Genomic DNA, 19,590 nt, shown 5'->3' on the forward strand with positions numbered 1-19,590 from the left:
GGCGCCGTCCCCGCGCGCCAGCGCGACCTGGGCCAGCGCCCGCTGAGCGTGCGCGTCCTCGGCCGCCAGCCGGCCGCCGTGGGTGCCCGCGACCGCCCGCGAGGCCCAGCCGGCCGCGACGTCGAGGTCCCCGTCGGCGAGCGCGGCGCGGGTGAGGACCTCGCAGCCGGGGACGTAGCCCGACCGCGAGGTCCGCAGGACCGGACCGCCGCTCATCTCCAGCAGGACGTCGCGGGCGGCCGTCGGACGGCCTGCTTCCAGCAGCGGGGCGGCGGCGTAGAAGCCGCTCATGCCCGGGATCAGCCCCGGATCGGCGCCGGTCGCCAGGCGGACCGACTCCTCGCCGGCGCGCAGCGCCTCCGGCCGGCGGCCCTGCGCCAGCCGCAGCACCGCCAGCTGGCCGAAGGACACCGACAGGAACAGGTGCGGGGTCAGGCGACCGTTGTCGATCACGTCGTCGATCGTCGCCTCGGCCTCGTCGAGCCGTCCCAGGCGCAGCAGCGACCAGGTGGCGGCGGTCTGGGTGACGAGCAGCGTGGCGCCCTGCCCGGTCTCGCGGGCCACCCGCACGACGCGGGCCGCGGTCTCCAGCGACGCGGCGTGGCGCTCGAACACCGCCTCGGTCCAGCCGAGCCAGAGCCCGAGGTCGAGCCTGGTCGCCAGCTGGTCGTCGACGAGCCCGGCGAACCGCCGGGCGGCGTCGTCGAGCGTCGGCTCCGCCGGGCGGCCCAGGAAGTACTCGGCGAGCGCGACCTGCCCGGCGGCGACCGTCGCCAGCGTCGGCAGCCGCAGGCGGTCGGCGTCGGCCAGCGCGCGGCGCGCCCGCTCGTGCATCTCCGTCGGTCGCGTCTCGTAGCCGGCGCAGGCCGCCAGCTCGATCTCCAGCCGGACCGCGTCCTCGGACTCCGGGTCGACCGCGGCCCGGGCCGCCGCCAGGCGGACTCGCGCGTCGCGGTGGCGGCCCAGCAGGTGCTCGACGCCGGCGCAGCCCGCTGTGACGGCGGCACGCTCCGGAGCGCCCGCCGGCAGCAGCTCGAGGACCGCGCCGAGCGCGCCGCGTCCGCGATCGAGCTGGCCGGCCCCGGTGGCTGCCTCGGCCTCGGCCAGTCGCAGGTCGATGCGAGTTGCCGTCGCGTCGGGCGTCTCGGGCACGAGGCCGGCCGCCGCCGCGTACCAGCGGGCGGCCAGGGCCGGCGCCCGCTGGCGGTTGGCGTCCCCGGCGGCGCGCAGCAGGGCGATCGCCGCCTCGTCCCCCGGCACGGCCGAGCGCTCGACGTGGGGCGCCCGGGCCGCCAGGTCGGCGCCCTGGGCGGCCAGGTGGGACGCGACCCGCGCGTGGGCGCCGATCAGCCAGCCGCCGCTGGTGCCGGCGAGCACCGTCGCCCGCACGATCGGGTGGCGGAACGCCAGCTCGTGCGCGGAGGTCCTGGTCAGCAGGCGGGACGCCACCAGGGCGTCGGCCAGGTCGGGCAGCTGGTCCTCGGCGACGTCGGCGGCGCGGGCGGCGACGCGCAGCCGGCACGGGTCGCCGGCCACGGCCGCGCCCTGGAGCAGCCGCCGCTCCGGTGCCGTCAGCGCCGCCAGCTCGCCCTCGAGCGCCGCCCGCACGGCCGACGGGACGCTGGCGGCGTCCTCCGTCGGCGGCAGCGGACGGCGGCCCTCCTGGCGGTAGGCGTGTGCGAGCGCGAGCAGGAAGAACGGGGTGCCACCGCTCTCGCGATGGAGGTCGTCGGCGATCGCCGGCGGCACCGCGTCGCCGAGCAGGGCGCGGCTGGCCTCGACGTCGAGCGGGCGAAGCTCCAGGCTCAGCGCCTCGCGCTCGCGGTCGGCCGCCGCGAGCGCGCGGTCGAGCACCGCCGGCAGCTGGGCCGGACGCAGGCCCAGCGCCAGGCGCACCGGGCCGCGCGGTGGTCGCGCCAGCAGGTACGCGAGCAGCTCGATCGACGCCGGGTCGGCCCAGTGCAGGTCGTCGAGCACGAGCAGGACCGGATGGCGCTCGGCGATCGCCGCCAGCAGCTGCCGGATCGCGCCGTAGGTGCGATGGCGCTCCTGCGGCGGGACCGCGGGCGCCGCGCCGGCGGACGGGCCGAGGGACGGCAGCGCGGGAGCCAGCGCGTCGGCGTCGGCCCCGGCCAGCGCGGACCGCTCGGCGACGTCGAGCGTTCGCAGCCAGTCGTCGACGGCGTGACGGACGATCCCGAACGGCGCCTCGCCCTCGAACTCCGCCGCGCGGCCCTGCAGCACCAGCCATCCGCCCGCGGCGGCGACGGCGGCCAGCTCCCGCAGCAGCCGGCTCTTGCCGATCCCGGCCGGGCCCGCGACCTGGACGGCCCATCGGCCGTCGCCGAGGATGCCGACCATCGCGGCGAGCTCCGGATCCCGCGCGATCAGCGGGCCACCCCCATCGACCACCCCGCGAGCCTAGCGAAGCGCGGGGGACCGGGTGAGGGATGCGAGGGATGGGGCGAGGGATCTCCCGGATGACGACCGCCGCGTCACCCGCCAGACTGCCGCGCGCAGGTCGTCGGGTCGCCAGGGGGACGCGCACGGGGGGACGCGGTGGGACTCGGGCCGGCACTGGGGGAGGAGTCACGGTCGCCCTGGCGGTCGTCGCGCGGCGCGACGACCGCCAGGCCGTGCACGCGGCCCGCACCGCTCGCTCGCCGGGGCGCCCGCCGCAGCAGCGCCGCGGGGCGATGATCAGCGATCGACCGGCCGCAGCACCCGCTCGATCACGGTCCGGCGACGGACGGGGAACCGGACCGTCGCCTGGATCCCCGGGCGCGGCAGCATCGACCGGACGGCCGGGCGGTGGAGCGTGACCCTGGCCCCGGCCGGCAGCCCGCCCAGCTCGACGGCCATCTCGGCGCCGCTCGACGTGTGGACCAGGTACTCCGAGCCGGCCGGGCAGCCGGGCACGTCCTCGGGCCGCCCGTGCCGCCGGACGGGACGGCAGCGGACCGTGCCGGCGCGGCCGTTGGCCGGCAGCCGCAGGGCGACGTCGACCCGGCCCCCGGGGACGATCACGTAGCGGGTGACGATCGCGTCGCGCGTGAAGCGGTGGCGGACGTCGACCCGGACCCGGCCGTTCCGGACGACGCCGGCGAAGCGGTCCGCCGATCCCGGCAGCGGGCGGAGCCGCAGGTTCGCGTCGGGCGCGCGCTCGCCCGGCTGGGTGTCGAGCAGCGGCTCGCCCGCCCGCGAGACCTCGAGCCCCAGCGATCCGTCGCCGCCGCCGCCGAGCGCCCCGAGCGGTGCCGCGTCGGCGTCCAGGATCCAGGCCGGCTCGAGCCCGCCGCCGGTCGGGACGCTGGTCGGCGGCGCGATCGCCGTCGCGTAGCGGGGCCCGTTGACGGTCAGCCGGCCGAAGCCCGGGTCGAGGTCGACCTTCAGCGGCGCCAGGGAGCGGTCGGGTCCCGGCAGCCGGCCGTCGCAGGCGCAGCCCGCGGCCCAGTCGGCCAGGGTCGCCGCCAGCCGGACCGTCGCGGTCACCCGGTTGCTGCGGACGTTCTCGAAGCTGGAGCGGAACCCGAAGGTCGTCGCCGGCAGCAGGATCGTGTCGGCGTCGGCGGCCCACTGGCGGAACAGCCGGACCCCGCGCGAGAGCAGCAGGTCGGCCTCGGCCGGCGACCGCCCGATGATCGAGCTGCCGCCGCGCAGCGCCATCACGGCGCCGTCCAGGGCCAGCGCCCAGTACTGGCGCAGGTGGATCCGGCTCTGGCCCTTGCCGGTCTCCCAGTTCAGGTAGCCGGACGGCGTCCAGTCGGCGTCGACGGTGTGCGTCGCCCACTCGCGCAGGGTCTCCAGCTGCTCCGGGCGCAGCGGGCGCATCCCGGCCCGCAGCGCCTGGCCGTAGTAGCGCAGCGCGCCGAGCACGACGTTGGCGTACTCGACGGTGTCGGTCCGGTCGACGGGATCGGAGGCGCGCACGTCGGGCCGGTAGTGGAAGCCGTTGCCGTCGCTCAGGTTCGGCGTCCGGCCGGCGTGGACCGGCCGGTGGGCGTGCTCGGCGAACCACGCCAGCTGCTGGCGGTAGTCGTCGCGCAGCAGCCGCGGGTCGTCGCCGACCGTCGCCGCGGCCCCGTAGAGGTCGGCGTTCCAGTTGATCTGGTTCAGCAGCCGGCTCGGGGCCCGGAAGGTCGCCGAGGACGCGACCGCGACGACGGTGGCGCGGATCGCCTGCCGGTCGCGCTCGGGCAGGCCGATCCGCTCGCGCGCCAGCCACGCGATCCGCAGCGCCCGGGCGACGGTGGCGTCGATGCTGGGGTGCTGGTTGACCGTCGGCGAGTCGGACTGCCGCCAGCCGGGCGCGTGAACGGTGTTGTGGCGCGAGTCGCCGAACCGCAGGCCGTCGGTGCTGGCCAGGTAGGCCGGGCCGGTGAGGAACGCGACCAGCCCCGCGATCCGGTCGTCGTGGCGGGCCGGGCCGTCGTGCTCGGTCAGCGCGGCGGCGGCGTGGATCCGCAGCATCTCGGCGTTGAGGCGGGTGCTGATCCGTCCGTCGGGGCTGACGTAGGCGCCGCGACGCTCGTTCCACAAGCGGTCCATCGGCCCCTGGAGGGCGTCCGGGAGCGCCCAGGCGTCGTCGCCGTCGGCCCGCGCCAGCTGCTCGGCGGCCGCGACGCCGGCGGCGTCGAAGGCGCGGTCGCCGGCCACGACCTCGGGATCGGCCGCGGCGTCGCCGCCGTCGGACCGCTCCGTGCCGGGCAGCGCCGGGGTGGCGGGGCGCTCGTCCCCGCACCCGACCATCAGGACGGCGAGCGCGGCGGCGAGCAGCGTCCGCCGGACGTTCGCGCCGGGCCGCATCGGCGGGGATGCTAGATGTCCCCGGCGATCGGCGCGTGGGCCCCGCGCGACCCGGTCGCGGCTCGAACCCGCGGCGGGAGGGCGGGTGCGACCTCGCCCGTCGCGGGCTTCCTGCCAGAATCGCCGGCGTGCCCGAGCTGCCGGACCTGACCGACACCGTGCGCTTCGACGACGCCGGCCTCGTGCCGGTCGTGATCCAGGACTGGAGCACCGGCGAGGTGCTGACCCTGGCCTACGCGAACGACGAGGCGCTGCGGCGGACCCGCGAGACGGGCGAGCTGCACCTGTGGTCGCGCTCGCGCGCGGAGCTGTGGCACAAGGGCGCGACGTCGGGCAACGTCCAGCGGGTCCGCGACCTGCGGGTCGACTGCGACCGCGACGCCGTGCTGGCGCTGGTCGAGCCGGCCGGCCCCGCCTGCCACACCGGCGCCCGCACCTGCTTCGGCGCTCCCGACCGCCCGGCGACCGCCGATGGCAGCCTCGGCCCGGCCGAGACCGCACGCGACCGGCTGGCGCCCCACGAGGTCCTGCCCGACCTCGAGCGGGTCCTGGCCGCGCGCCGCGCCGCGCCGCCCGAGGGCTCCTACACCGCCCAGCTGCTGGCCGACCGGGCGTTCGCCGGCGCCAAGGTCGAGGAGGAGGCGGAGGAGGTCTTCCGCGCCGCCCGCGAGGAGTCCGACGAGCGCGTCGACTCCGAGGCGGCCGACGTCCTCTACCACCTGCTGGCCCTGCTGCGGGGCCGCGACCGGACCCTCACCGACGTCGTCGAGGTGCTCCGTGCCCGCCGCGGCTGACGCTTCCGCCGCGCTGGCGCGGGCGGCGGCGCTCGGGCTGCGGATCACGCCGACGCTCGACGAGGTCCGTGCGCTGGCCGCCGACAACGACGTCGTGCCGGTGCTGGCCCGCACGATCGACGACACCGAGACCGCGGTCTCCGCCTTCCTCAAGCTGCGCGCCGCCCATCCCGGCGAGCCGGCGTTCCTGCTCGAGAGCGCCGACCAGGGCCGCGTCGGCCGCTACTCGTTCCTCGGCGTCCAGCCCGCCCGCACGATCAGCTGGCGGCTGGGCGATCCGGGCGACCCCTACGCGATCGCCCGCGACGCCGTCGGGCGCCGCCGCGTGGCCGAGGTCGAGGGCCTGCCGCCGTTCGTCGGCGGCGCGGTCGGCGTCTTCGCCTACGACCTGGTGCGGACCGTCGAGCCGCTGGCCGAGCCCAACCCCGACGAGCTCGGCACGCCCGACCTGGCGCTGATGGTCACCGACGCGATGGTCGTCTTCGACCACCTCCAGCACACGGTCACGCTGCTGGCCCCGGTCCACGTCGAGGCCGGCGAGGATCCCGATCCCGCCCACCCGGACGAGCTGGAGCGCCGCTACGCCGAGGCCGTCGACCGGATCGTCGGCCTGCGCCGGGTGCTGCAGGGGCCGGCGCCCGCGCCGGCGCCCGTCCACGGCCCGCGCGCCGCCGCCGACTGGCGCTCCAACCACACGCGCGAGCAGTTCGAGGCGATGGTCGCGCGGATCATCGAGTACGTCCACGCCGGCGACGCCTTCCAGGTCGTGCCGTCGCAGCGCTGGAGCGCGCGGGTCGACCTCGACCCGTTCAGCGTCTACCGCGGCCTGCGGGTGGTCAACCCGTCGCCGTACATGTACTACCTGGACTTCGGCGACTGGCAGGTCGTCGGCGCCAGCCCCGAGCCGCTGGTCACCGTCCGCGGCCGCGAGATCTCGATGCGGCCGATCGCCGGCACCCGTCCCCGCGGCGCCACGCCCGCCGAGGACGCCGAGCTGGCCGAGGGGATGCTGGCCGACGAGAAGGAGCGGGCCGAGCACGTGATGCTGGTCGACCTCAGCCGCAACGACCTCGGACGCGTCTGCGACTACGGCACCGTCTCGGTCGACGAGCTGATGGTCGTCGAGACCTACTCGCACGTCCTCCACATCGTCAGCGCGGTCTCGGGCACCCTCCGCGAGGCCGTCGCCGCGACCGACGCCCTGCGGTCGGTGCTGCCGGCGGGGACGCTCTCGGGCGCGCCCAAGGTCCGCGCGATGCAGATCATCGACGAGCTGGAGCCGGTCAAGCGCGGCGGCTACGGCGGCGCCGTCGGCTACCTGTCGTGGTCCGGCGACCTGGACTCCTGCATCCACATCCGCACCGCGGTCTTCAAGGACGGCGTCGCCCACGTCCAGGCCGGCGGCGGGACCGTCGCCGACGCCCGCCCCGACTACGAGTACGAGGAGTCGGTCAACAAGTCGCGGGCGATCCGGCGGGCCGTCGAGGTCGCGCTCGAGCAGCCGGACTGGAGCTGACCATGACGCGCGTTCTCGTGATCGACAACTACGACTCCTTCACCTACAACCTGGTGCAGGAGCTCGGCGAGCTGGGGGCGACGATCGACGTCGTCCGCAACGACAGGGCGACCGTCGACGAGCTGCTGGAGCGGCGGCCCGACCGCGTCGTCGTCTCGCCGGGGCCGTGCACGCCGGACGACGCCGGGATCTCGCTCGAGGCGGTCCGCCGCTTCCCCGAGGCCGGCGTCCCGCTGCTCGGGGTCTGCCTCGGCCACCAGGCGCTCGGCCAGGCGTTCGGCGGCACCGTCGTCCGCCACGAGCCGGTCCACGGCAAGACCGCCATGATCCGCCACGACGGCCGCTCGATCTACCGCGGGCTCGACGACGAGGTCCAGGTCGGCCGCTACCACTCGCTGGTGCTGGCCGAGGACTCGCTGCCGGACTGCTTCGCCGTGACCGCGCGCGGCGGCGGCGTGATCCAGGGCATCCGCCACCGCGACCTGCCCGCCGAGGGCGTCCAGTTCCACCCCGAGTCGGTGCTGACGCCGAAGGGGATGGGGATGCTCGAGCGGTTCCTCCAGGACGGCGTGGCGCACTAGCCCGGTGGGCGCGCCGCGGATCATCTAGGCTTCACCGACTGCATGCCGCACCCGGTGCTCACGCCGGCGATCGAACGCGTCGCGTCCGGTGGCGATCTCGACCTCGAGGAGGCCCAACGGGTCCTCGACGAGATCATGGCCGGGAACGCCTCGCACGTCGAGATCGCGGGCTTCCTGATCGCGCTCCGTGCCAAGGGCGAGACGGCCGACGAGATCGCCGGCCTGGCCGCGGCGATGCGCTCGCACGCGACCAAGGTCGTGACCTCGCGCTCGGCGCTCGTCGACATCGTCGGCACCGGCGGCGGCGCGCTGACCTTCAACGTCTCGACGACCGCCGCCTTCGTGATCGCGGGCGCCGGCTGCGCGGTCGCCAAGCACGGCAACCGCTCGGCGACCTCGAAGTCCGGTGCCGCCGACCTGCTCGAGGCGCTCGGCGCCGCGATCGAGCTCGACGCCGCCCAGGTCGGCACGGTGATCGACGAGCTCGGCTTCGGCTTCCTCTTCGCGCCCCGCCACCACGCGGCGACGCGCTACGTGATCCCGGTCCGCAAGGAGCTGGCGGTGCGGACCGTCTTCAACGTCCTCGGCCCGCTGACCAGCCCGGCCGGCGCGCCGCGCCAGGTGATCGGCGTCGGCTACCCGGACGTGATCGAGCGGATGGCCGACGCGGTCCACCGCCTCGGCACCGAGCGCGCGCTGCTCGTCCGCAGCGAGGACGGCCTCGACGAGATCTCGATCGCGGCCCCGACGACCGTCCTCGACGTCACTCCCGACGGCGTCCGGACGCTGACCGTCACGCCGGCCGAGCTGGGCGTCACCAGCTACCCGCTGGACGCGGTCCGCGGCGCGACCCCGGCCGAGAACGCCGACGTCACCCGTCGCGTGCTGGCCGACGAGGCGGGCCCGGCGCTCGAGCTGGTCGTCGCCAACGCCGGCGCCGGGATCCTCGTCGGCGGCGGCGCCGCGACGCTGGCCGAGGGGGTCGAGCGCGCCCGTGCCGCGATCGCCTCCGGAGCCGCCCACGACGTGCTCGAGCGCTTCGTCGCTCGAACCAACCAGCTGGCGGCCGGCACCGGCGCGAGCGACGGCAGCCCGCCGACCGGCGCGGCGCCCACCGACAACACCGCGCCCGCACCTGCATGAGCATCCTGGACGACATCGTCGATCGCACCCGCGACGAGGTGAAGCGCCGCCGCAAGCTGGTCCCCGAGGACCAGCTCCGCACGCGGCTGAGCAAGCGCGACGCGGACCGCCCGTTCGCCGAGGCGCTCGCCTCGCGCCCCGGGGTCTCGGTGATCGCCGAGCACAAGCGGCGGGCACCGTCGCAGAAGAAGAAGCTGCGCAAGGGCTCGACGGTCGAGGAGGTCGTCTCGGCCTACCAGCGGGCCGGCGCGACCGCCCTCAGCGTCCTCACCGACGAGCCGTTCTTCGGCGGGTCGCTCGACGACCTGGCCGCCGCCCGCACCGCCAGCGACCTGCCGATCCTGCGCAAGGACTTCATCGTCCACCCGTACCAGGTGGTCGAGACCGCGGTCTCGGGGGCCGACGCGCTGCTGCTGATCGTCGCGGCGCTCGAGGACAAGGACCTGGCGAAGCTCTACCGCCAGGCCCGCGAGCTGGACCTGGACGTGCTGGTCGAGGTCCACGACGGCGAGGAGCTCGAGCGCGCGCTCGAGGTCGTCGACGCCGACGTGATCGGGATCAACAACCGCAACCTGCGCGATCTGACGATCGACCTCGGCACGACCTTCGAGCTGCTCAGCCACATCCCGGCGGGCAAGGTCGTCGTCTCCGAGTCGGGGATCTCCCGCCGCGAGGAGATCGACGAGCTGGAGCGGGTCGGCGTCGACGCGGTGCTGGTCGGGTCGCACTTCATGAAGCAGGACGACATCGAGGCTGCCTGCAGGGAACTGGCCGCGACGACGTAGCCGTCGAAGCGGTTTGTAAGCGACCTCGTAGCGGCGCTTCACGTTCGCTTAGGGAACACGCCGCATACTCGTGTTCATGAGCAAGCTCTCCACGCCCGCGGTCGTCGGAGTGTCGGCCGTGCTGGGTGCCGGTCTCGCCCTCGGGGCAGGCGCCATCGGCGTCGGCTCGGACGGCGACGGCACGACGACGACCGTCCTCCAGCAAGCCCCGGTCGCCAGCGCCGCCAACGCGTCGAACGACAGCGGGCCGACCGCACGCGAGATCTACGAGCGCGACGCCCCGGGCGTCGTCCTCGTCCAGGCGCAGGTCCGGGAGCAGGGCTCGAGCGGCGGGCTCTTCGGCGCGCCGCAGCAGGACCAGCAGGGCGAGGCGACCGGCTCCGGCTTCGTGATCGACGGCGAGGGGACGATCCTCACCAACGAGCACGTGATCGACGGCGCGACCAAGGTCCAGGTCTCGTTCAGCAACAAGAAGACGGTCGACGCCAAGGTCATCGGCCAGGACAAGTCGACCGACGTCGCGGTGCTCAAGGTCGACCCCAAGGGCCTCGACCTGAAGCCGGTCCAGCTGGGCTCCGCGAAGGACGTCCAGGTCGGCGACCCGGTGCTGGCGATCGGCAACCCGTACGGCCTCGACCGGACGCTGACGACCGGCGTCGTGTCGGCCAAGCAGCGGCTGATCAAGGCCCCCAACGGCTTCAACATCAGCAACGTGATCCAGACCGACGCGTCGATCAACCCGGGCAACTCGGGCGGTCCGCTGCTGGACGGCACCGGTCGCGTGATCGGGATCAACAGCCAGATCGCGACCTCGGGCAGCGGCTCGGGCAGCGTCGGCATCGGCTTCGCGGTCCCGATCGACACCGTCAAGCAGATCCTCCCGGACCTGAAGAAGAACGGCCACGCCAACCTCTCGTACCTCGGCGTGACGACGATGAGCATCCCCGAGGGCCTGCCCGAGCAGCTGGCGCCGTCGGTCAAGGAGGGCGCCTGGGTCCAGGGCGTCTCCCCGGGCTCGCCGGCGGCCAAGGCCGGGATCCGCGCCGGCACCGCGACGGTCCAGCTCAGCGGCGCGTCGATCAAGATCGGCGGCGACGTCATCACCGAGATCGACGGCAAGAAGATCAAGTCCGCCGACGACGTCGTCAGCACGGTCGAGGGCAAGAAGCCCGGCGACAAGGTCGACGTCAAGCTCAAGCGCGGCACCAAGGACGTCGACGTGACGGTCACGCTCGGCCGTCGCCCGGACAACGCGACTGCGTCCGGCAGCAGCGATCAGGGCCAGAGCCCCGACGACGGCTCCGGCAACCCGTTCGCCCCGTAGGCGCCGGTCCGACCGGCGCCCGAGACGGCGACGCCCCGGGGAGAGGCTCCTCCCCGGGGCGTCGTCACCTCCTCCCGCGGCCGCCGAGGCGACCGCGAACGGGCCGGTCCGGCTGCCCGCCGGACCGGCCCTCGTCGCGCGCTAGGAGCGCGTGACCTCCGGCTCGCCGACGAGACCGAAGCTCTGGAGCACGCCCAGCAGGCGGCGGTGGCCGAAGGCCTGGCAGCCGGACGCGAAGCCGGTCTGCAGCGGGCGGCCGTGGACCAGGTGGTGGGCGCCGTAGGCCTGCAGCAGGCCGGTCTGCTTGTAGTTGCAGTTGCCGCGGATCACGGTCCGGACGTGGCTCAGCGGGCCGGTCGCGTAGACCGAGTCGATCGAGCGGTTGACGCGCGGGTTCTCGCGCGGGGGCATCCCGGCCTGGACCCCCTCGGCGGCCTTCGAGAGCGCGACCTGGCGCTCGGCGGCGGGCAGCGGCTTGATCTGCTCCTCGACCATCTGCGCCATCTGGACCACGCCCTCCATCAGGGTCCGGTCGAAGACGCCGCCGAGAACCTTGACGTTGGCCACCCGCGGGTCGTTCTTGAACCAGACGGGGTGCGAGGTGCCGCCCCACGGCAGGGTCAGGGCGGTGGCGTGCTGGCCGGGGACCGCGACCTCGTAGCCGCGGATGCCCTCCCAGGCGACGTACTCGTTGTTCTCCAGGTAGTGCGGGGTCGTCAGCAGGTTGACGAAGATCGTCTGGGTCGAGGCGTAGGTCGGGAAGCCCTTCCAGAGCACCAGGATGTCGAGCGTCTCGAGCCCGGCCTCCTGCTCGAGGCAGACGTTGGCCGCGATCTCGCCGGTCGTGTACATCTGGGCCAGGCCGGGGGAGAGGACCAGGCCCTTCTCCGCGAACGCCGCGCCGTACTTGGCCTCGGCGTCGATGATCCAGTCCTGCTCGCCGGTCGTGTCCAGGTAGTGGGCGCCGGCGTTCAGGCAGGCCTGCGCGACCTCGTGGCCGAGGGTCGCGAACGGCCCGACCATGTTGCAGACGACCTTGGCGCCCTCGAACAGCTCGCTCAGCGCCTCGACCGTGTGCTCGACGGCGACGACGTCGTAGGTCGCGGTCTCGATGCCCGGGATCGACTCGACGACCTTGCGCGTGCGGTCGGCGTCGCGCCCGGCAGCCACGAACGGCAGGTTGTGCTCGCGCAGGTACTCCACGACCAGGCGGCCGGTGTAGCCGCTGGCGCCGTAGACGACCACGGGGTGCTTGCTGCTCATGCTTCTCTCCTCGTCGGCGATCGGATGGCGCGGGAAGCGCGCCGTCCCTCCGGACGCGCTCTCGGCGCCGGTCGTCCGACCGTCGCAGCGCCGGGGGCCCGCTGTCCTGTCGCATTCCCCGCGACCGGCGGGGGCCGCTCTGTCGGATTCCGCCGACGCGGCGCTCGCGCGCGCCGGCCGCGACCCTGTCGATGGCGGATCTCTCCAAGGCCGGCGGCGCTCGCTGTCGGGATCCGTCATCGACCGCTCCCCCGCGGGGCCCTACGGTCGACGGGTGACCCCGCATCAGAGCGCCTCGACCTCCGTCGACCCGCGGGTCCGCGTCCGCGACGGGGCTCGCGCGCTGGCCCGCGAGGTCGACGGCGAGCGGCTGGCGCGGCTGGTCTCCGACGCGATCGCGGCCGAGGTCTTCCCCGACCGGCTGCAGGACTCCGGCTTCCGCGAGGCGCTCGACGGCTGCGTGCACGAGAACGTCCGCTCGGTCGTGCTGCTGTTCGAGGGCCGGCTGACCCTCGAGGACGTCAACCCGCTGAGCGCGCTCGCGTTCGCCGATCTGGTGGCCGAGCTGGGGATCCCGGTCAGCGTCCTGGAGCGGACCTACTGGGTCGGCGTCGCCCGGCTGTGGCAGGCCTGGTTCGACCTGGTCGTCGCCAGCGGGCCGAGCGACGGCGAGCTGCCGGCGCTGCTCGGCGAGCCGACCACGCTGCTCTTCGCCTACGTCGACCTGATGCTCGGCGCGGTCGTCTCGCGCCACGACGCGACCCGCCGCGATCTGCTGCGGACCCGTGAGCACCTACGGCGGACGGTCCTGGCCGAGGTCCTCGACGGTCGCGCGTCGGAGCAGTCCGACGAGCTCGACCGCGCGCTCGGCTACCGGATGCGCGGGACCCACGTGGCGCTGGTGATCGAGCTGGGGACCCGCCAGCGGGTCGAGAGCGAGGTCGCGGCCTACCAGGAGGCGGCCCGCGCGACCGGCTCGGTGCTGCTGCAGGAGGGCGCGCGGACCTGGGTCGCCTGGCTCGGGCGCGCCGACAGCTACGGCGAGGGCGAGCTGACGGCGCTGCGGCGGGCGCTCCAGGCCGGCGGGGCACGGATCGCGGTCGGCGAGCCGGCGACCGGGATCGACGGCTTCCGCCGCAGCCGCGAGCAGGCGCTGCGGGCCGCGCGCGTCCAGCGGGCCCTGGAGCCGACCGTCGACCGGCTGGCCGCGGTCACCTGGTACGCCGACGTGCGGCTCGAGGCGCTGCTGCTCGCCGACGAGCGCTGCGCCCGCCAGTACGTGGTCGAGGAGCTGGGCCCGCTGGCCGCCGACGACGTCCGCTGCGCGCGGATGCGCGAGACGCTGCTGGCGTGGCTCTCGACCGGGACCCAGGCCGGGACGGCGGCCTCGCTCGGCCTGCACGAGAACACCGTCCGCCACCGGATTCGCCAGGCGGAGGCGCTGTTGCCCGGCGTGCTCTCGCAGCGCCGGACCGAGCTGCAGGTCGCGCTGCGGCTGGAGCGGATCCTCGGCGCCGCCGGGCCGGACTGAGCCGGGGCGACTGGGGCGGGGCGCGGAGGACGCCCGAGGGGCCGGCGACCCTCGCCGGGGTCGCGGGGCATCTCATCTAGCATGGGTGGAGTGGCCGACACGCCCTCCGACCTGACCTCCGCGCCGTCCGCGCCCCGCCCGCGCCCGGTCCGCGCCGCGCCGGCCGACCGGCGGCCGCCGGCCAAGCAGACGCCGACGACGCGGGTCAAGATCTGCGGCATCACCCGGCTGGACGACGCGGTCCATGCGGTCGAGGCCGGGGCCTGGGCGATCGGGATGATCTTCTGGGCCGGCAGCCGGCGCAAGGTCGGCGCCGACGAGGCCCAGGCGATCGGCGCCGCGCTCAAGCGCCAGGCCGAGGTCGTCGGCGTCTTCGTCAACGCCCCGCTGCCCGAGGTCGCGCGGCTCGTCGACGCCTGCCAGCTGACGATGGTCCAGCTGCACGGCGAGGAGGGCACGCAGTACTGCTCCGAGGTCGCTCGCCGGACCGGCGCCAAGGTGATCAAGGCCGCGCGGGTCCGCAACGGCTCCGACGTCACCGCGCTGCGGCCGTTCCACACCGACTACCACCTGCTCGACACCTACCTCGAGGGCACGCCGGGCGGCACCGGCGAGTCGTTCGACTGGGAGCTGGCCCGCGTTCGCCGCGCCGCTCGGGGCGAGCGGTCGCCGAAGCTGATCCTCTCCGGCGGGCTGCGACCTGACAACGTCGCCGACGCGATCCGGATCGCGTTCCCGTTCGCGGTCGACGTCGCCGGCGGGACCGAGGCATCGCCCGGGCGCAAGGACCCGGCGCTGGTCGAGGCGTTCATCGCCGCGGCCTCGAGCGCCCGCAGGATCGAGGACGCCCCGGCGCCCGAGGTCGAGGCGGACGAGCCCCCGCCGGCCGCCGCGTTCGAGCCGCCGGAGGCGCCGGCCCCGATCGCGGCGCCCGCCGACGACCAGCCCGCCTTCGACCCCGAGGCCGCCGCGTCGGCCGACCCCACCGCCCGATGAGCTCCACGCCGCGAACGCCGCCCTCGCCCGAGACCGGGATCGAGCGTCGCTACGGCCCCTACGGTGGCCGCTACGTCCCCGAGACCCTGATCCCGGCGCTCGACGAGCTGGAGCAGGCGTGGACGGTCCTGCGGACCGACGCGGTCTTCCAGGCCGAGCTGCAGCAGCTCTCCCACGACTACGCCGGCCGGCCGACGCCGCTGTACCTGGCGCGGCGGATCAGCGAGCAGGTCGGCCGGCAGGTCTACCTGAAGCGCGAGGACCTGCTCCACTCCGGCGCGCACAAGATCAACAACGCGCTCGGCCAGTGCCTGATCGCCCGCCACATGGGCAAGCAGCGGGTGATCGCGGAGACCGGGGCCGGCCAGCACGGCGTCGCGACCGCCACCGCCGCCGCGCTGCTGAACCTCGACTGCACCGTCTACATGGGCACCGAGGACATGCGCCGCCAGGGCCCGAACGTCCAGCGGATGCGGCTGCTCGGCGCGACCGTCGCCCCGGTCGAGTCCGGGCGCCGGACGCTCAAGGAGGCGACCTCCGAGGCGATCCGCGCCTGGGTCGCCGAGGTCGCCGACACCCACTACGTGCTCGGCACCGCCGGCGGGCCGGCGCCCTACCCGGCGCTCGTCCGCGACCTCCAGCGGGTGATCGGCGACGAGGCCCGCGAGCAGGTGCTGGCCGCCGCCGGCCGGCTGCCGGACCGCGTCGTCGCCTGCGTCGGCGGCGGCAGCAACGCGATCGGGCTCTTCGCCGGCTTCCTCGACGACCCGTCGGTCGGGCTGCTCGGCGTCGAGGCCGGCGGCCACGGGCTCGACAGCGGCGAGCACGGCGCGGTCCTGACCACCGGTCTCCCCGGCGGGATCCTGCACGGCGCGATGTCGCCGGTGATGCAGGACGAGAACGGCCAGATCCTCGAGGCGCACTCGGTCTCCGCCGGGCTCGACTACCCCGGCGTCGGGCCCCAGCACGCCTGGCTGCGCGACAGCGGCCGCGCGACCTACGTCGCCGTCGAGGACGACGACGCGGTCCGCGCCTTCCGCGAGCTGTCGCGGCTGGAGGGGATCATCCCGGCGCTCGAGTCGAGCCACGCGCTGCACCACGTGCTCCACGTCCCGGCGCCCGAGGTCGACGTCGAGGTCGTCTGCCTCTCGGGCCGCGGCGACAAGGACCTGGCCCACGCGCTCGAGCAGCTCGAGCGGCTGGAGGGCGACCAGGCGCTGGCGGTCACGCCGCGCCATCCGCGGGGCGGCGCGCGGCAGGCCGCGCCGGCCGACCCCGACGCGGCCGGAACCAGCGACGCCGCGGAGGCGCAGTGATGTCGACGAGCGATCGCAGCACCGCCGCCGGCACCCTGCGCGGCGGCGCGGGGGAGGAGCGGATCGCCGCCGCCTTCGCCGACGCGGCCGGCTCCGCGGCGCTGATGCCCTACCTGATGGGCGGCTACCCCGACGTCGAGACGTCGCGGCGGCTGGCCCGGGCCTACGTCGACGGCGGCGCCGACCTGGTCGAGCTGGGGGTGCCCTACAGCGACCCGCTCGCCGACGGCCCGGTGATCCACGCCGCCGGGACGGCGGCCCTCGACGCCGGCGTCACGGTCGACGACGTGCTGCGGATCGGCGAGCGGCTCGCGGTCGACGTGCCGGTCGCGCTGATGGTCTACGCGAACCTCGTGATGCGGCCCGGGTTCGAGCGCTTCGTCGGCCGCCTGCGCGACGCCGGCCTCAGCGGCCTGATCGTCCCCGACCTGCCGATCGGCGAGGAGTCGGCCGAGGTCGTCGCGGCCTGCGATGCCGCCGGGATCGCGTTCGTCCCGCTGATCGCGCCGACCACCTCGGACGAGCGGGCGGCCGAGGTCGCCGCCGAGGCCCGCGGGTTCCTCTACGCGGTCTCGGTGACCGGGACCACCGGGGAGCGCAGCGCGCTCGCCGAGCAGTTCTCCGACGTCGTCGCCCGCGCCAAGGCGCATGCGACGGTGCCGGTCGGGCTCGGCTTCGGGATCGCCACCGGCGAGCATGCGGCGCAGGCCGCGGCGGCCGGCGCCGACGGGGTGATCGTCGGCAGCAGGCTGGTCCGCGCGGCGGGCGAGCCGGACCCGGTCGCGGCGGTCGCGGCGGTGATGGCCGACCTGTCGGCCGGCCTCGGACGCTGACGCTGCGATCGTCGGCCGTTCCCGGTAGATTTCGCGTCCGTATGGGGCTCATCTACTCCGTCACCTTCTCCGTCCTCGTGTGGATGGTCCTCTGGGCCCTCGGCTTCAAGGTCATGGACGCGACGATGATCGCGGTCGGGATCATCCTGATCGCGACGATGGTCAACCGCGCGCTGTCCTACCTGCCGGGCCGCGGCGGCCCGGACGCGAACGGCTCCTGACCGCGGAATGGGTGCCCGCCCGCCCGCGCGCGAGGCCGCCCGTCCGCCCGTCCGGCTGATCGCGGGCCTGGCGCTCGGGGCGACGCTGCTCGGCGTGGCCGGCTGCGGCGACGATCCGGCCGGCGAGCAGGCCTTCGACACCAAGATCGCGCTCTACGTTGGCGTGCCGCTGCGCGGGCCGTGGGGCCAGCAGGGCCAGGCGATCATGAACGGCGCGCGGCTGGCGATCGCCGACTCCGGCGGCGGCGCCGGGACCTACAGCGTCCGCCTGACGATCCGCGACGTCACCGACGACAACGGCGTCGACGTCGGTGCCCAGGGCGCCTCGCGCGAGGCGGGCACCGCGCTCCGCGACCAGGGCGCGATCGCGATGGTCGGCGGCCTCGACCCGGTCTCGGTCCGGCAGCTGGCGCTGCTCGGCGGCCAGACCGGGCTCTCGTTCGTCTCGGCGTCCGGCGACCAGGTCGACGACAGCACCGCCGACCTCTCGCCCCGCGGACGGCGGCTGTTCGTCGAGCTCGCCGCCCGCGACCGGGCGATCGGCGAGCAGCTGGGGGCGCGCGCCCGGGCAGCCGGATGCCGCCGCACGACCCTGCTGGCGGTCGGGTACGGGGCCCGGAGGACGGCGGCGCTGCAGTCGCAGCTGGGGGCGGGGACGACCACCGTCGGCGCCGGCCGGTTCACGCTCCGGACCGACCCGCGGGCCGTCGACCCGGCGCTGGTCGCGACGACCCGACGCGCGCTGCGCCGCGACCGCGGCTGCGTGGTCGTGGCCGCCGAGCCGTCGGCGGGCGACCCCGCCGTGCTGCTGCGCCCGCTGGCCGGCCAGCTGCGCGGCCGCACCCTGCTGCTGACGCGCGGCGCCGCCTCGCAGGGCGTCGCCGACCTGGCGCGCTCGGCCGGGATCGACGCCCAGGCGATCGTCGACGACCTGGCCGCCGACAGCGACGCCGAGACCCGGCGGATCGACCGCCTCTGGCGCGCCACCTACCGAACCCCCCTGCCGGTCGGGGCGATCGCGGGCTGGCGCAGCGTCAAGCTGGTGCTGCGGGCGGTCGCGGCCGCGGGCGGCCGCGGCAACTGGCGTCGCGACGTCGCCGACGCGCTGGTGAAGGTCCCCGTCCCGGGCCCGCCGGCCGAGGGGCGTCAGGATCCCGACGGCACCGTCACCCCGGCGCCGGTCGGTCTGGCGCGGCCGATGGCCGCCGGCTGGCGGGTCGTCGAGAACCTCTCCGACCGCTGACCGGCTCGGCTGCCGCCCGGGTGGCGTCAGCTCGCCGCGCCGGCATCGAGGTGGCGTCAAGGTGCCGCGGATGCCGCAGGCAATCGACGCCACCTCGCCCGGCGCGCCTGCAGCTGACGCCGCGGCCTGCCTGCAGCTGACGCCACCTGGCGGATCGTCAGCCGAGCAGGTCCTCGAGCGCCTCGTCCAGCCGCGGGTGGGCGAAGACGTAGCCCAGCTCGGCGGCGCGGCCGGGCACCATCCTGCTGCTGTCGGTCACGAGCTGGGCGCGCTCGCCGAGCGCGGCCCGCAGCGCGAACGCCGGTGCCGGGACGAGCACCGGCCGGTGGATCACGCGCCCGATCGCCTTGGTGAATGCCTTGTTGGTGACGGCCTCGGGCGCGGCGGCGTTGACCGGGCCCTCGAACGTCGGGTGGTCGAGGGCGGCCAGCTGCAGTCCGACCTCGTCGTCGAGGTGGATCCAGGGGACGTACTGGCGGCCGTTGCCGATCCAGCCGCCGAGGCCGCTTCGAAGCGGCTTGGCGATCACCGGCAGCGCCCCGCCGTGGGCGGCGAGCACCAGCCCGGTGCGGACGATCGCCACCCGCAGGCCGAGGCCGGCGGCCGTGTGGGCCTGGGCCTCCCAGGCGGCCGCCATCTCGGCCAGGAAGTCGTCGCTCGCCGGCGGCTGGTCCTCGCGGACCTCGGCCTCGCCGGTGTCGCCGTAGTAGCCCGAGGCCGAGCCGTTGACGAGCGTCCCGGGGCGCGCCGACGGGTCGTCGATCGCGGCGATCGCGGCCACCAGCTGGCGGGTGGTCTCGACCCGCGAGTCGCGGATCCGGGCCTTGGCCTCGTCGCTCCAGCGCTGGTTGACGGTCTCGCCGGCCAGGTTGACGATCGCGTCGCGGCCCTCGATCGCGACCGCCGGCGGCGGTCCGGCGGTCGGGTCCCAGGCATGGGCCTCGACCGCTCCGAGCGCCTGGCGGGCCCGCTCGGCGTCGCGCGAGAGGACGGTGACCTGGTCGCCGCGGGCGAGCAGGCGCTGGACGAGGCGCGATCCGACGAGGCCGGTGGCGCCGGTGACGGTGACGTGCATGGGGACGATCTCCTGCGAGCGGACGTCCACCCACCCTACGGCCGTCGCGGTGGGCGCGGGCGATGTCGGGCGACCAGGTCGCCGCCGTGACGACGGGTGGCCGCTGGGGCGGCCGGCCCGTCGAGCGGCGCGGCTCGTGGCGGCGAGGCCAGCGGCAACGAGG

At 75.6% G+C, this 19,590-nt stretch carries 16 protein-coding genes; 12 read left to right on the forward strand and 4 right to left on the reverse strand.

Features of this window, described 5'->3' with window-relative positions; all coding sequences use genetic code 11:
- On the reverse strand, positions 1 to 2,412 hold a 2,412-nt coding region (locus tag PAI11_RS03890; protein ID WP_050897089.1), incomplete at its 3' end, for an ATP-binding protein.
- A 288-nt stretch (positions 2,413 to 2,700) separates the two neighbouring features.
- Positions 2,701 to 4,806: a hypothetical protein gene (locus PAI11_RS03895; RefSeq protein ID WP_007571085.1), complete on the reverse strand. Its 2,106-nt coding sequence runs from the start codon at positions 4,804 to 4,806 to the stop codon at positions 2,701 to 2,703.
- Positions 4,807 to 4,934: 128 nt separating this feature from the next.
- Between PAI11_RS03895 and hisIE the strand changes: the two genes are divergently transcribed.
- From hisIE to PAI11_RS03925, 6 genes are all read left to right on the forward strand, one after another.
- Complete coding sequence (gene hisIE / locus PAI11_RS03900) at positions 4,935 to 5,600, forward strand: bifunctional phosphoribosyl-AMP cyclohydrolase/phosphoribosyl-ATP diphosphatase HisIE (protein ID WP_007571087.1); 666 nt, start codon at positions 4,935 to 4,937, stop codon at positions 5,598 to 5,600.
- A complete protein-coding gene (gene trpE, locus PAI11_RS03905; RefSeq protein ID WP_007571089.1) occupies positions 5,584 to 7,116 on the forward strand; it encodes an anthranilate synthase component I in 1,533 nt (510 codons plus the stop codon). The genes hisIE and trpE overlap by 17 nt, the downstream gene beginning before the upstream one ends.
- A 2-nt stretch (positions 7,117 to 7,118) precedes the next feature.
- Positions 7,119 to 7,697 carry an anthranilate synthase component II gene (locus PAI11_RS03910; protein WP_040598205.1) on the forward strand — a complete coding sequence of 193 codons (579 nt, stop codon included), beginning with the start codon at positions 7,119 to 7,121 and terminating at the stop codon, positions 7,695 to 7,697.
- Between the two features lie 42 nt (positions 7,698 to 7,739).
- A complete protein-coding gene (trpD, locus tag PAI11_RS03915) occupies positions 7,740 to 8,840 on the forward strand; it encodes an anthranilate phosphoribosyltransferase (RefSeq protein ID WP_007571093.1) in 1,101 nt (366 codons plus the stop codon).
- On the forward strand, positions 8,837 to 9,625 hold the full coding sequence (trpC, locus tag PAI11_RS03920) for an indole-3-glycerol phosphate synthase TrpC (RefSeq protein WP_007571095.1): 789 nt from the start codon (positions 8,837 to 8,839) through the stop codon (positions 9,623 to 9,625). Before trpD ends, trpC begins: the two co-directional genes overlap by 4 nt.
- Before the next feature lie 76 nt (positions 9,626 to 9,701).
- A complete protein-coding gene (locus PAI11_RS03925) occupies positions 9,702 to 10,949 on the forward strand; it encodes a S1C family serine protease (RefSeq protein WP_050897090.1) in 1,248 nt (415 codons plus the stop codon).
- A 141-nt stretch (positions 10,950 to 11,090) separates the two neighbouring features.
- Here the strand turns inward: PAI11_RS03925 and PAI11_RS03930 are convergent, their stop codons facing one another.
- Positions 11,091 to 12,212: a DUF5938 domain-containing protein gene (locus tag PAI11_RS03930; protein ID WP_007571100.1), complete on the reverse strand. Its 1,122-nt coding sequence runs from the start codon at positions 12,210 to 12,212 to the stop codon at positions 11,091 to 11,093.
- Between the two features lie 274 nt (positions 12,213 to 12,486).
- Between PAI11_RS03930 and PAI11_RS23850 the strand changes: the two genes are divergently transcribed.
- From PAI11_RS23850 to PAI11_RS03960, 6 genes are all read left to right on the forward strand, one after another.
- Positions 12,487 to 13,743 carry a PucR family transcriptional regulator gene (locus tag PAI11_RS23850; RefSeq protein WP_007571102.1) on the forward strand — a complete coding sequence of 419 codons (1,257 nt, stop codon included), beginning with the start codon at positions 12,487 to 12,489 and terminating at the stop codon, positions 13,741 to 13,743.
- Positions 13,744 to 13,824: 81 nt separating this feature from the next.
- Positions 13,825 to 14,739 carry a phosphoribosylanthranilate isomerase gene (locus PAI11_RS03940; RefSeq protein WP_138974083.1) on the forward strand — a complete coding sequence of 305 codons (915 nt, stop codon included), beginning with the start codon at positions 13,825 to 13,827 and terminating at the stop codon, positions 14,737 to 14,739.
- Complete coding sequence (gene trpB, locus PAI11_RS03945) at positions 14,736 to 16,055, forward strand: tryptophan synthase subunit beta (RefSeq protein WP_007571106.1); 1,320 nt, start codon at positions 14,736 to 14,738, stop codon at positions 16,053 to 16,055. Before PAI11_RS03940 ends, trpB begins: the two co-directional genes overlap by 4 nt.
- Positions 16,055 to 16,888: a tryptophan synthase subunit alpha gene (gene trpA, locus PAI11_RS03950; protein ID WP_007571107.1), complete on the forward strand. Its 834-nt coding sequence runs from the start codon at positions 16,055 to 16,057 to the stop codon at positions 16,886 to 16,888. The genes trpB and trpA overlap by 1 nt, the downstream gene beginning before the upstream one ends.
- A 41-nt stretch (positions 16,889 to 16,929) precedes the next feature.
- Positions 16,930 to 17,109: a hypothetical protein gene (locus tag PAI11_RS03955; RefSeq protein ID WP_007571108.1), complete on the forward strand. Its 180-nt coding sequence runs from the start codon at positions 16,930 to 16,932 to the stop codon at positions 17,107 to 17,109.
- Positions 17,110 to 17,116: 7 nt separating this feature from the next.
- Complete coding sequence (locus PAI11_RS03960; RefSeq protein WP_007571109.1) at positions 17,117 to 18,352, forward strand: ABC transporter substrate-binding protein; 1,236 nt, start codon at positions 17,117 to 17,119, stop codon at positions 18,350 to 18,352.
- Between the two features lie 157 nt (positions 18,353 to 18,509).
- On the opposite strand, the gene PAI11_RS03965 is transcribed toward PAI11_RS03960, so the two are convergent.
- Complete coding sequence (locus tag PAI11_RS03965) at positions 18,510 to 19,427, reverse strand: TIGR01777 family oxidoreductase (protein WP_007571110.1); 918 nt, start codon at positions 19,425 to 19,427, stop codon at positions 18,510 to 18,512.
- Between the last annotated feature and the right edge of the window lie 163 nt (positions 19,428 to 19,590).

Origin of the sequence: Patulibacter medicamentivorans, assembly GCF_000240225.1 — a bacterium.
In the GTDB taxonomy this organism is placed as follows: Bacteria; Actinomycetota; Thermoleophilia; order Solirubrobacterales; family Solirubrobacteraceae; genus Patulibacter; species Patulibacter medicamentivorans.